Source organism: Deinococcus aquaedulcis, from assembly GCF_019693445.1.
Lineage (GTDB): Bacteria > Deinococcota > Deinococci > Deinococcales > Deinococcaceae > Deinococcus > Deinococcus aquaedulcis.
In genome coordinates this window covers 577,906-590,373 of record NZ_JAHRBL010000001.1, presented here as the reverse complement: position 1 = coordinate 590,373, position 12,468 = coordinate 577,906, and the positions used below count along the sequence as shown (strand labels likewise).

The 12,468-nt window shown below is 71.2% G+C and carries 10 protein-coding genes; 4 read left to right on the top strand and 6 right to left on the bottom strand.

Annotation, left to right across the window (positions count from 1 at the left end):
- Positions 1–20: 20 nt before the first annotated feature.
- The 5 genes from KMW22_RS02755 to KMW22_RS02735 form a co-directional block, all read right to left on the bottom strand.
- Positions 21–1,145 (bottom strand): DUF58 domain-containing protein, encoded by a 1,125-nt coding sequence (locus KMW22_RS02755; protein ID WP_221088460.1) that lies wholly within the window; start codon positions 1,143–1,145, stop codon positions 21–23.
- A 43-nt stretch (positions 1,146–1,188) separates the two neighbouring features.
- Positions 1,189–2,190, bottom strand: coding sequence for an AAA family ATPase (locus KMW22_RS02750; RefSeq protein WP_221088459.1), 1,002 nt, complete (start codon positions 2,188–2,190; stop codon positions 1,189–1,191).
- Positions 2,187–3,596 (bottom strand): DUF4129 domain-containing protein, encoded by a 1,410-nt coding sequence (locus KMW22_RS19620; RefSeq protein WP_221088458.1) that lies wholly within the window; start codon positions 3,594–3,596, stop codon positions 2,187–2,189. The genes KMW22_RS02750 and KMW22_RS19620 overlap by 4 nt, the downstream gene beginning before the upstream one ends.
- A gap of 135 nt (positions 3,597–3,731) precedes the next feature.
- Positions 3,732–5,375: an RNA polymerase sigma factor RpoD gene (gene rpoD / locus KMW22_RS02740; protein WP_221088457.1), complete on the bottom strand. Its 1,644-nt coding sequence runs from the start codon at positions 5,373–5,375 to the stop codon at positions 3,732–3,734.
- A gap of 213 nt (positions 5,376–5,588) precedes the next feature.
- A complete protein-coding gene (locus KMW22_RS02735) occupies positions 5,589–6,803 on the bottom strand; it encodes a class I SAM-dependent methyltransferase (RefSeq protein ID WP_328774563.1) in 1,215 nt (404 codons plus the stop codon).
- Between the two features lie 105 nt (positions 6,804–6,908).
- Here KMW22_RS02735 and KMW22_RS02730 point away from each other — a divergent pair, with 105 nt between their 5' ends.
- From KMW22_RS02730 to KMW22_RS02715, 4 genes are all read left to right on the top strand, one after another.
- The gene (locus tag KMW22_RS02730; RefSeq protein WP_221088455.1) at positions 6,909–8,714 is read left to right on the top strand and encodes an HSP90 family protein; all 1,806 of its coding nucleotides are present in this window, start codon (positions 6,909–6,911) and stop codon (positions 8,712–8,714) included.
- A 203-nt stretch (positions 8,715–8,917) separates the two neighbouring features.
- Entirely contained in the window at positions 8,918–9,991 is a 1,074-nt protein-coding gene (locus KMW22_RS02725; RefSeq protein WP_221088454.1) for a hypothetical protein, read from the top strand.
- A 221-nt stretch (positions 9,992–10,212) separates the two neighbouring features.
- Entirely contained in the window at positions 10,213–10,863 is a 651-nt protein-coding gene (locus KMW22_RS02720) for a ribonuclease HII (protein ID WP_221088453.1), read from the top strand.
- Between the two features lie 7 nt (positions 10,864–10,870).
- On the top strand, positions 10,871–11,413 hold the full coding sequence (locus KMW22_RS02715) for an MOSC domain-containing protein (protein WP_221088452.1): 543 nt from the start codon (positions 10,871–10,873) through the stop codon (positions 11,411–11,413).
- Positions 11,414–11,627: 214 nt separating this feature from the next.
- Here KMW22_RS02715 and KMW22_RS02710 read toward each other — a convergent pair whose 3' ends face one another.
- Positions 11,628–12,446 carry a GNAT family N-acetyltransferase gene (locus tag KMW22_RS02710; protein WP_221088451.1) on the bottom strand — a complete coding sequence of 273 codons (819 nt, stop codon included), beginning with the start codon at positions 12,444–12,446 and terminating at the stop codon, positions 11,628–11,630.
- Positions 12,447–12,468: the final 22 nt, after the last annotated feature.

Here is a 12,468-nt window from a genome sequence, read left to right as displayed (position 1 = left end):
TCTTCATGCACGCGCCCGGGTTACGCGCTCAGGTGTAGCACGCTCTGGTTGCCGCGCAGCACGTACACCAGCACCCCCAGGCCAGAGAGCGCCGCCGCGCGCCGTTCCAGGTCGCGCACGGTGTCAGGCGGGGCACTCCACTGGCGCCGGGGCTGCTCGCCGGGTTCCAGATAAAAGCCCTCGGGAATGGCCACGATGCTCACGCGGCTGGCGGTGGCGCGGGCGCGCAGGGCCTGCTCGACCAGTTCGGGCCCTGCACCCGCACTCAGGATGATCAGGTTGCCCCCGGCCCGCACGGGCGGCAGCGCGGGCACCGCCCGGGTGGAGGCCAGACGGGCCAGCTGGCCCAGGGCCGCGCGCAGGGCGCCGGGGCCCCGGCCCATCGGCGTCGGTTCTGGGCCCGTCGCCACGGCCACCGGCAGGTTCAGGTCCAGCGCGGCCTGCACCAGGCTGGCCCCCAGCCGCGCGGCGCTGTCGGCAAAGACATCCCCGCCCCCACTGGTGTCGACAAACACGGTGAGGCTGCTGGCGGCGGTGCGCTCCAGTTCGCGCACGGTCAGCGCGCCGGTGCGGGCCGACAGGCGCCAGTGCACCCGCCCTGGGGGATCGCCGGGCACATACGCGCGCGCCCCACGCAGACTGATGGGGTCATCCAGCCCCAGGCTGCGGCTCAGTTCTCCTTCACTCAGCAGGGGGCGCAGCACCTCGGGCAGGCGCAGGCCGTGGGTGCCGGGAAAGACCTCCAGGGCAGTCTCGGGGCCAGCCAAGGGCATGCTGCGCCAGAACAGGCCCAGTGGATCGGCCCAGTGCAGGGTGGCGCCTGGCCACGAAAAGACCCCCCGGCGGTTGAGCTGCACCCGGGTGTGCCAGTCGTGCACCGTTTCGCCCAGGTGCAGGCCGCCCACCACCAGCGGTTCGGTGGGCACCACAGCGCCCGGGGCAGGGTCGCTGACCCGCACCCGCAATGGGCGGCGGCTGCGCACCCGCAGCGCCACGGTCAGGGGCACACTCTGGCCCTCAAACGCGGCTTCGGGCAGCGTGCGCGTGAGGGTGACGGCGGGCGGGCGGCGCGACAGGGCCCACAGACCCAGCGTGACCAGCCCCACCAGCCCCAGGTACAACAGGGCGGCCAGCAGCGGGTTCATGGGGTCCCTGCAGCAGTGGCGCTGGCGTCAGCCACGGGCCCGGTCACCGGGCACCTGCCCCCACCGCCGCCGGGGCGGGCGCTGCCCCAGCAGACGCCGTTTCAGCCGGCACCGGCTCGCGGGCCAGCACCTCCTGCACGATGGCCTCGGCAGGCTGGCCCTGCAGCCGGGCTTCAATCTTCAGGCTCAGGCGGTGGGCCAGGACCGCGCCGGCCACGCGCTGCACGTCATCGGGGGTGACGAAGGCGCGCCCAGACAGCCACGCCAGCGCCTGGGCCGACCCCTGCAGGGCGAGGCTGGCGCGGGGGCCGCCGCCCAGCGCCACATGGGGGTGGGCGCGGGTGGCCGCGCTGAGGCGGGCGATATACCCCTGCACCGCTTCCGAAACGTACACGCCGCGCACTGCCCGCTGCGCCGCCAGCAGGTCGGCCGGGGTCACCACCGCCCCCAGCGCCGCAATGGGGTGCTCGCCCTGCAGGCGGCCCAGCATCCGCACCTCTTCCTCCACGGTGGGATACCCCACCGACAGGCGCAGCAGAAAGCGGTCCAGCTGCGCTTCGGGCAGGCGGTAGGTGCCCTCGTGCTCCACCGGGTTCTGGGTGGCGATCACCACGAAGGGCCGGGGCAGCGGGTGGGTCACGCCAGATTCGGTTACCTGCCCCTCGCCCATCGCCTCCAGCAGCGCGGCCTGGGTCTTGGGGGTGGCGCGGTTGATCTCGTCGGCCAGCAGCAGGCCCGTGAAGATGGGGCCCGGCACGAACTCGAACTCGCCTGTGGCGGGGCGGTAGACACTCACGCCGGTCACGTCGCTGGGCAGCAGGTCCGGGGTGAACTGCACGCGGCGAAAGCCCAGCCCCAGGCTGAGGGCCAGGGCGCGCGCCAGCATGGTCTTGCCAGTACCGGGGGCGTCTTCAAGCAGCACGTGGCCGCCGGCCAGAATGCCGGCCAGGGCCAGCCGGGTCACGTCTTCTTTGCCCACCAGCACCTGGGCGACGTTGTGCAGAACAAGACGGGCGAAGTCCGGGGTGGCAGCGGTCTGGGTCATGGGGTGTCCTCGGGGGGGGGTAGGGTGGGGGCCAGGATCTGAATGGTGCGGGCAGCGGCCTCGGCGGCGCTGGCGTCGTCATCGGTGAGGTGCCCGCCGTAGCGCACGGGCTCGTAGGCGGCAGTCAGGGTGTGCAGGGGAGCGGCCAGGGCCGGGTGCGCGGCCCCCAGGCGCGCCGCGTAACTGGCGGGGGTCTCGGCCGGGGCGCGGCCCAGCCCGGCGGCGGCCAGGGCGGCACTCGCCTCGCGGTAGGCGCGGCGCACGCGGTGCAGGGGCGCGGCCGGGCTGATCCCGGCCACTCCGACTTCTGCCTCATTGGGGTCCGCGGGCAGCGCAGGGCCAGGACGCAGCTTCAGGCGCAGCAGCCAGAGGCCTACACCCAGGAACAACAGGGCCGTGAGCCACACCAGCACCTTCATCAGCGCCGGGATGGCCACCAGGCGCATGGTCGCCTGCGCGTCTTCGGAGACGCCCCGCCCCAGGCCTTCCAGTGCCTCCTGGCCCTGCGACCCGGGCGGGCCGCCGCCCCCACCACTGCCCAGGAACAGCAGGCCGCCCGCCACCCACCACGCCAGCGCCAGCACCACGAGGCCCAGCACCATGGCCACTTCGGCCGGGTGGGGGGGCCCCCGGCGCTGCGCCCGGCCCTGAAGCACCCGCCACGCAGCCACCAGACACAGCAGGCCGCCCAGCAGGGTCAGTTCGCCCGGCAGCCCCAGTTCCCCCAGATCCATCATGACGGTGGGCGCTTCCGTGACGGTGGACCCGCCCGCGCCCGCTGGCGGCTGGGCCTGCTCTCTGAAGGTCGGCTGGACTTGGTCGGCGGCGCGCGGCCCCGGCGTTTCCGTGGGCAGGCGAATGGCCGTCCACAGGGGCGGCGTGGGGGGCAGCAGGGCGGCCAGCAGGGTCACGCCCAGCAGCCCCCCGCCCAGCAGGCCCCACCACGCGCGGCGTTCGGGCAGCGGCGCGCTCGCCGTGTGGCGCCCCGGCCGGGCCAGCGCCCCGCCCGCCAGCGCGACCAGCACCAGCGGCTGCGGAAAGATCAGCCCGGTCAACAGTGGGGCCAGCAGCCCGCGCCGCTGCCCGTCTTCCAGGGTGTTCACCCCCCAGATCAGCGCGAAGCCCAGCAGGCTGAGCAGCAGATACTGCGCGCCCAGGGCGATCATGGCCCCGGGCTGGCCCTGCGCGCCGGGCACGGCGGTGAGCAGCCACACCCCCAGCACCAGCTGGGTGAGCAGCACCCGGCCCTGGCTCCACACCGGCCACCGCACCCCGAGGGCCAGCAGGGCCACCAGCGCCGCCACCACCCACCACGGCAGCGCCCCGGCCAGACACAGCGGCAGCAGGGCCACCCCGTAGGGCGACAGGCGCAGACCCGGCGCGCTGGCAGCAGCGGCACTTACCACGGTGGCTTCCGCACGGCTCTTGGCATGACGGCGCAAGAATACGCCCTGGCGCCCCGCCCTGCCGCCGCATGTGCCCAGCCCAAGAACAACCCCGCCGCCCGATCCCTGGGCAGCGGGGTGCTTGGACGTGAGGGCTTAATCCAGGAAGTCGCGCAGCTTGCGGGTGCGGGATTCGTGGTACTTAAGCTTGCGCAGCGCCTTGTTTTCAATCTGGCGGATGCGCTCGCGGGTCACGCTGAAGCGCTGGCCCACCTCTTCCAGGGTGTGCTCGCGGCCATCCACCAGCCCCTTGCGGAACTTCAGGACCATCGCCTCGCGCTCGGTGAGCTTGGACAGGGCCTTTTCCAGTTCCTCGGAGAGCAGGGTCTTGGCCGCGTTCTCCACCGGGCTGTCCAGGTTCTCGTCGGGGATGAAGTCGCCGTAGAAGGAATCCTTTTCGTCACCGATGGGGGTTTCGAGCGACACCGGCTCCTGGCTGACCTTCTGCACCTCTTCCACCTTGGCGGCGTCCCAGCCGGGGCCCATCGCCTCGGCGATTTCCTCGTAGGTCGCCTCGCGCGAGAGTTCCTGCTGCAGCTGCCGCGCGGTGCGGGTGAGCTTGTTGATGGTTTCGACCATGTGCACCGGAATGCGGATGGTGCGGGCCTGGTCGGCAATGGCGCGGTTGATCGCCTGACGAATCCACCATGTGGCGTAGGTGGAGAACTTGTAGCGGCGGCGGTACTCGAATTTTTCCACCGCGCGGATCAGGCCCTGGTTGCCCTCCTGAATCAGGTCCAGAAAGCCCAGGCCGCGCCCGGTGTACTTCTTGGCAATGGAGACCACCAGGCGCAGGTTGGCCTCGATCAGGCCCTGGCGGGCGGCGGCGCCGTCCTCGGTCTGGCGCATCAGGCGGCGGCGGGCGCGGTCGTCGAGGTCCAGGTCCTCTTCCAGCACCTTGCGCGCTTCTTCGCCTTCCTCGATGCGGCGGGCCAGGGCAATTTCCTCTTCCAGGGTCAGCAGCGGCACCCGGCCGATCTCGTGCAGGTACTGACGCACTGGGTCGTTGGACACGGCGCGGGGCATGTCGTCGAAGTATTTCTCCTCGTCGTCATCCTGCGCGGCGGCGGCCACGGTGCCTTCTTCAGCGTCCACATCGTCGGCGTCGTCCTCGTCTTCGTCGAGGTCCTGCACCTCAATGTTCTGGCCGGCCAGGAACAGCTGCATGTCCTCGAAGGCGTCGGGGCTTTCGGGATCCAGGCCCGCCGCTTCCAGGGCCGAGGCCAGCGCCGTGGCGATGTCCTCGCTGGAGAGCACGCCGGCCGCGCGGCCAGCCTTCAGCAGTTCCTGAATGCTGGGGTGGGCGTAGTACGGCTTCTCGGCGGGGCCGCCGGCCTTGGGGACCGGCGCTGGCTTGGCGGCCTTTGCAGCCTTGGGCGCGGCCTTGCCAGCCTTGGCGGCAGGCTCGGGCAGGGCCGGGCCTTCCTCGCCCCCTTCGGGAAGGTCAGCGGGTGCGGGGGCCGCTTTCTTGGCGGCTTTCGGCTTGTCGGCTTTGGGGGCCTTGGGCGCCGCGTCCTTGGGCTTGGGCGCGCTGGCCTTGGCGGCTTTCTTGGCGGGGGCCGGGGGAGCGCCGGCGCCCGGGGTGACCGGGGCGGCTTCGGGGACGCTGGCTTCGGCGGGTGCGGGGGCGGCGCTGGCGGCGGGCACGCGGGCGCGGGCGCGGGCCGTGGCCTTGGGCGCCGCGCTGCCGGCCTCGGGGGCCTCAACTTTCTTGCGGGTGCGAACGGGAGAATCTGCCATGCGGCCTCCTGCAGGTGCGGGGATAGAGAACAGTCGGTGGGATGCGCGGACCCCCCTGGGCCCGGCAAAGGGTGGCTGGGGGGGGCCAGCAGCGGAAAGCGCGTCAGTCTAGCAAACGGGCCGGGCGCGGCTGGAGAGCGGAAGCACGAAACGGACTGAGGGGGAGGCCAACAGACAGGATACGGGGCCGGGACTGCAAAGGTTCCCGGGCCCTCAGGCGGGGCGGGTCACCTTGAGCACCTTGAAGCCGCCCTCGCGCCGGGTCTGCTCCACTGGGCCCAGGCGCGCCAGCTCGGTCTCGTAGGGCAGGGGCTCGTTGGCCACCACGTAGAGGGTGCCCCCAGGCCGCAGGCGCCGCCCAGCCGCCGCCATGAATTCGCGCGCCACGTCCAGCACCACGCCGCGCCCCACATGAAAGGGCGGGTTGGTCAGGATCAGGTCGAAGGTCTGCGCGCCCAGCCCGGCGTCCACGTCCGAGTGAAGCACCTCGCCGCCTAAGCCGCTGGCCTGCAGGGTGGCCTGGGCGCTGCGCACGCTCTGCAGGTCGCCGTCGACCAGCACGGCCCGCGCGCCGCGCCGGGCGGCCCAGGCGCCGATCAGGCCCGCGCCGCAGCCCAGGTCCAGCGCGCCTTTGCCAGTCAGGTCAGGCTCACCCAGGCTGTCCAGCAGCAACGCCGTGGCTTTGTCCGGCTTGGCGGCGCTGAACACGCCGGGCAGGCCCACCACGGTCACGCCATACGCCTCGTAGCCTTCGGGCTCGGGGAGGGGGGGGGTGGGGCCGGGGCGGCGCACCAGCTTCGCCACGCGCATGCCGCCGTCGCGCGCCACAGTTTCGCCCGCGCCGAAGGCGGCACCCGCCAGACGCACGTAGCGGTCAAAGCCCTTGTCGCGGTCCCCGGCGAGGTACAGCGTGCCCCCCGGGGGCGTGCAGGCGTGGGCCCAGGCCACCTGCGCGGCGGCGTAGGCGTTGCCCCGGTCCCCGGCCAGCACCAGGGCCACGGTGCGGGCGCGCTCTGGCCAGTGCCCGCGCAGATCGTCGCCCGGCGCGGCGGCCTGGGCGTCCAGCCCCGCCGCGCGCAGCACCGTCAGGGCCGCCGCCGACCCTTCGACTGCCCGGAGCGTCACGCCGGTCAGGGCGCCCAGCAGTCCGCCCATCGCGGTCAGGTCCAGCACCTCGCCCCGCACGCGGTCCTTGCGCATGGTCTCCATCAGCAGGGCCTGGGCGGCGTCCACACCTGGAAAGCCGCGCACCCCGGGCTTGGTCAGCACCTGCAGCCGGTCCAGCCGGGGGCCCAGCACGGCGGGCCGCACCTCGGGATACGGCGCTGCCTCTGCCGGCACGGGCCGCGCCCCCCCCGGGCGTTCCGCCGCCGGTCTGTTCAGTCGAATCTTCTGCCCACTCTTGCCGGTCTTGCCCTTGCCAGTCACCCCCCCAGAGTGGCACATGGGCGCGGGGGTGCGCCGTTTGACCTTGCCCGGGGTGCGCCAAAACCGGTATGCCAGCCCTGGGGGCCCGTCTTTAGAATGCCCGGCATGGAACACGCCTTCAAAGTGGATCTGCGGGGCATCATTGACCTGCTGTCGAACCACCTGTATTCAGACCCCAGCGTGTTCGTGCGCGAATTGCTGCAAAACGGGGTGGACGCGATCACCGCGCGGCGGGCCCGCCACGGCGACTTCGAGCCGCTGATCGAGGCCCGGCTGCTGCGCGGGGACGGCGAGCTGCCCCGGCTGGAATTCCGTGACAACGGGGTGGGCCTGTCGGAAAGCGAGGTCCACGAGTTCCTCGCCACCATCGGGCGCTCGTCCAAGCGGATTGACGAGGCGCGCGACACCTTTCTGGGGCAGTTCGGCATCGGCCTGCTGTCGTGCTTCATGGTGAGCGGCGAGATTGAACTGGTGACGAAAAGCGCCTCGGGTGGCCCCGCCGTGCGCTGGCTGGCCCAGGCTGACGGTACCTACACGCTGGAGGTGCTGCCAGGCGACCACGGGGCCGACATCGGCACCACCGTTCGCCTGCGGGCGCGCGAGGACACCGACTTCTATTTCGAGTACGACGAACTGCGCGGGGCGCTGGAGAATTACGGCCGCATCCTGCCCTACCCCATTCACGTCACGGACGGCGAACAGTACGCCCATGTGAACGCCGTGATGCCGCCGTGGCTGGCCTACGCGGCGGGCGATACGAGCAAGCGCGACGAGGTGCTGGCCTACGCCCGCGAGGAACTGGGGGTGCAGGCGCTGGACGCCGTGCCGCTGCGCAGCGAAGCGGGCGGGCTGCTGGGCGTGGCCCTGGTGCTGCCCCACGCCACCCAGCGCTCTTCACGGCAGTGGCATTCGGTGTACCTCAAGCGGATGCTGCTGGGCCATGATCTGAGCAACCTGCTGCCCGAGTGGGCCTTTTTCGTGCGTTGCCTGCTGAACGTGGATGGGCTGCACCCCACCGCCTCGCGCGAATCGTTCTATGAAGACGACGCCCTGAAGGCCGCCCGCGAAGCCCTGAACGCCGGCCTGCGCGGGTACATCGAGGAACTGGCCCAGCAGGACCCCAAGCGGCTGGACGCCCTGATCTCGCTGCACCACCTGCCGCTCAAGGCCCTGGCCACCGAGGACGACGACTTTTTCCGGCTGCTGGCCCCCGAGTTCAGCCTGGAGACCTCCACCGGGCGCATGAAGCTGGGCGAGTACGCGCGGCACTCTCCGACCCTGCGGATGGTCACCGACCTCGACCAGTTCCGCCAGATCGCGCAGGTGGCGAGCGCCTACGGGCACAGCGTCGTGAACGCGGTGTACACCTACGACGTGCCGCTGCTGCGGCAGTACGCCCGGTTGTTCGGGCGCGAACTGGAAGAGGTGGACGCCCAGACCTACGCCCTGTCGCTGGAAGACGTGGCGGCGGGCGGCCTGGAGGGCGTGCTGGCGCGGGCCAACGCGGCGCTCTCGGGCCTGGGCTGCGAGGTCAGCGTGAAGCGCTTTGAGCCCGCCGAGCTGCCCGCCCTGCTGATCGTGACGAGCGAGCGCCGCCTGCTGGACGACATTGAAGCCGCACAGGAGGTTTCGGACGAGGTGTTCTCTGAGTTTCTGGCCGATTACGCCGCCGAGTACGAGGAGGTGCGCGTCTCGCGCCTGCACCTCAACCTGGGCCACAGCCTTGTTCAGGAACTGCTGCATGTGGACGACGGGGCGGTGTTCGCTCGCCTGGTGCAGATGATGTATGTCCAGGCGCACCTGCTGGGCCACCACCCCCTGCGCGCCGAGGAACTCGCGCTACTGACGGGCGGCCTGTCGGACATGATGCGCTGGGGCCTGCGGGCGACGCGGCTGGACACCCTGAACTGATAGCGGTAACCACATGACCTGGAGGCTTCACCTTCAGGTCATGTGGGGCGAGCGGAGCGAGTGACCGCGACAGACAGCGGTTGGAGTGGAGTTGAGGGGGGATACTTCCCTCCCCTCAACGGAACGGAATACAGCTGTGAGGCGGATGGCAGAAGGCTGAAGGCCGGTGGCCCAAACCGCCTTCTGCCCCGCAGAGGAACACCATGAACACTGTAGACGAACTGATGGCACTGGCCGGAGCGCAGGATTCAGAGGAAGGCGCGCTGGGCTTTCTGACGCAGGCCGCGCGGCTGGCGGACAGCCAGCGGGACCGCGAGGCGGGGTTCCGTGCCCGCACGGCGCTGGTGCGCGCCGCCACCTTCAGCGGCTTTCCCGACCGGGCGCTGATTCATTTTGCGTGGCTGCTGGGCACCTTTGACCGCCACCCCGCTGAGTTCGGCCACCACGGCTACCAGATGATGTGGATGTACAAGTGGATTCTGAACGGCAGCCTGGACAACCCGGAATTTTCTCTGTCGCAGCTGGCCAAGCTGCAGGCCGACTTCGAGCGGCGCGCACAGGCCTTCGGTTCGGGTGCGCACTACGCCGCCTATCACCGCCTGAACGTGGCCACCCATGTGGGCGACCGGGCAGAGGCGCAGCGGGCCTTTCTGGCGTGGCGGGCCCTGCCCCGCGATCCCCTGAGCGACTGCCCCGCCTGCGAGCAGAACAAGCTGATGGACTACTACACCGAACGCGGCAACCCCGCCGCCGCCGTGAAGCTGGGCCGCGAGATCATTGAGCAGGGCATGAGCTGCCACGATGTGCCCACCGTGACGCACGCTAACCTCCTGCAGCCGCTCTTGCGCCTTGGTCAGCAGGACGACGCCAGGGCCGCCCACGACGAGGGCCTGCGGCTGGCCCGCCTGGACCGCAACTTCATCCAGACCATCGCCCACCACATCACCTACCTCGTGGCGGTGGGGGAACTGGACAGCGCCCTGACCGTCTGGGCCGAACATCTTGACCTGGCGCTGGGCATCCGCTCGCCGCTGGACCTCCTGAGCTTTCTGGGCGCGAGCGCGGCCCTGTGGCGGGCGCTCGAAGGCCGTGGCCCCCAGACCCTGCTCCTGCCGCGCACCTTTGCCCTCTTCCGCGAGGACCGGACCTACCGCCCCGAGATGCTGGCCAGCCACTTCACCCGTGAGGCGCAGGCCCTGGCTGCCCGCTTTGACGCCAGAAACGGCACCGACCGCTTTGCACGGCGGCTGAACGAGCAGCTGGGGCTGGCGGGGTAATGGCTGGAGGCGGCTCGGCCACTGGCGGCGCACACCGCGCCACAGGTTTCTCCAGGGAACAGGGGCAGAACACCCACGCCACCGCACCAAGCGCAAGGGCTGCCTTCAACGCTCCGAGAAGGCTACGCCGCTTTTGCTTTCTCTCCTTTCGCTGGGATCAGAGATAAACCGCCACGCGACGCCACGCCCCCAAACATTCCCTTCCCCGCTACCCTACGCCCATGCCCGTTTCCGTTACCCCCGACTGGTCCTTTGAACGCGAGCACTGGCGGCGCGGCTATTTCCGGGTGGCCGGGGTGGACGAGGCCGGGCGCGGCGCCTGGGCGGGCCCCGTGACGGTGGCGGCCGTCATTCTGCCCGGGCTGGCCACCGAGTACCCCTTCCGCGACAGCAAGCAGCTGTCGGCGGCGCAGCGCGAGACCCTGGCGGGGCAGGTGCGCGAAGTGGCGCTGACCTACGCCGTGGAGCACGCGTGGCCGGCCGAGATTGACGAGCTAAATATCCTGGGCGCCACGCACGCCGCCGCCCTGCGCGCCCTGGCCCGCCTGGACCCGCCCCCGCAGGCCCTGGTCACCGATTACCTGAAGCTACGGGCCGGGCTGCCCATCAGTGCGCCGCCCCGCGCCGACGCCCTGAGTTATTCGGTGGCGGCGGCCAGCCTGCTGGCCAAGACCGAGCGTGACTGCCTGATGACTGAACTGGATAAACAGTACCCGGGCTACGGCTTTGCAGGCCATAAAGGCTACGGCGCCCCGGCCCACCGCGCAGCCCTGCAGGCGCTGGGGGTTAGTCCGGTGCACCGGCGCTCGTTTGCGCCCATTCGCGCCCTGCTGGGCCAGGGCGAACCCCTGCTGCGCGAAGGCGGGGCATGATGACCCCATGACCGGCACAGTGATCGGGGTGGCCCGCGACGACGAACACCGCTTCAGCAAGGCCCCACAGCCTGCAGTCACGCTGCTGGCCGGCCTGGGCGTGCAGGGCGACGCCCACGCGGGTCTGACGGTTCAACACCGCTCGCGCGTGCGGGCCGACCCCACGCAGCCCAACCTGCGCCAGGTGCACCTGATCCACGCCGAACTGTTTGATGACCTGGCTGCCCAGGGCTTCCACGTGCAACCTGCCGACCTGGGCGAGAACGTGACCACCCGGGGGTTGAACCTGCTGGCGCTGCCGCGCGGCACCCGGCTGGCCCTTGGCACGGACGCAGTGGTGGAACTGACCGGCCTGCGCAACCCCTGCGCGCAGATCGACGCCTTTCAGCCGGGGCTGTTAAAAGAACTGGTGGGTCAGGATGAGGCCGGACAACCGGTCTTTCGCGCGGGGGTGATGGCCGTGGTGTGCCAGGACGGCGAAGCGCGCCCCGGCGACCCGGTGGTGGTGACCTTGCCCCCCGAACCGCACGAGCGGCTGGTGCGGGTGTAGGGGGAAGGCTCTGGGCTCTGGGCTCTGAGCCATGGGCTATGGGCCAAGGGCGCAGGGGCACACATCGGGGGAAAGCGCGAGGATATCCCTCGCACTCACCGTAACGTCGGTGCAACTGGCACGCCCGGAGCGCAGCGTTCAGGCGCCAGTCCTTACTGCACCATCGCCCCGGTCTCCCCCACTGCCCTTTCCCTCATGGCCCATAGCTCAGAGCTCATGGCTCAGCCCCAGCCCCCGGTGGCCGCTCGATGGCCAGCTGCCGTTCTGTGGGGCGAAAGCCCACGCGCTCATACAGGGCCTGGGCGTGGTACTCGGGATCGGCCACGATCACCAGGGTCCGGGTGCCCAGCGCCCCGCGCGCCCACTCGCCAGCCGCGTGCACCAGGGTGCCTGCCAGCCCCCGCGAGCGGGCCTCGGGGTGCGTCTCGACGCTCTGGTAGCGGGCAACCCCGTCTCCAGCATCAAAAATGCCCAGACCGCTGAGCATGTTCCCCTGCTCGTCAAAGGCCCCGAACATGGCGCCCTGGCCGGCCGCCTGCACCGCCCGGTAAGCGGCCAGTTTGCGCTGGGCGAAAACCCGGTAGCCTTCCGGCTCGTGGGGGTGGGCCTCGGCGGCGTTCACGGCGAGGCGCAGGGCCAAGGCGGCGGCCCAGTCGGCGTCGCCCTGCAGGGGGCGCAGCTGGGCGTCGCGGTTCAGTCTTGTGGGGGGCACGGTCCGCCCGGTGGTCAGCACGGTGTCGGCGCGTACGTCGTAGCCAGCGGCGCGGAACTCGTCGGCCGCGCCCTCATCGGTGCCCGAGGTATCAATACCAAACGTGCGGTGGGCCGCCTGGGGATGCGCCGACACAAAAGCGGCCTCCCAGCGCGCCAGGGCCCCGGGCTGTGGCGGGGCCGGCATCAGCAGAAAGTTGCCCCACCAGAAAGTAGGATTCTGCGGCGAGCGCACCACCACGGCGCCAGGACCGCTTTCGATCAGACTGCCTTCCTGGCGGCGCAGCGCGAGGTCGGTGAAGTAGGCCAGGGAACGGGACATGGGGACAGCGTAGGGGTGCCGG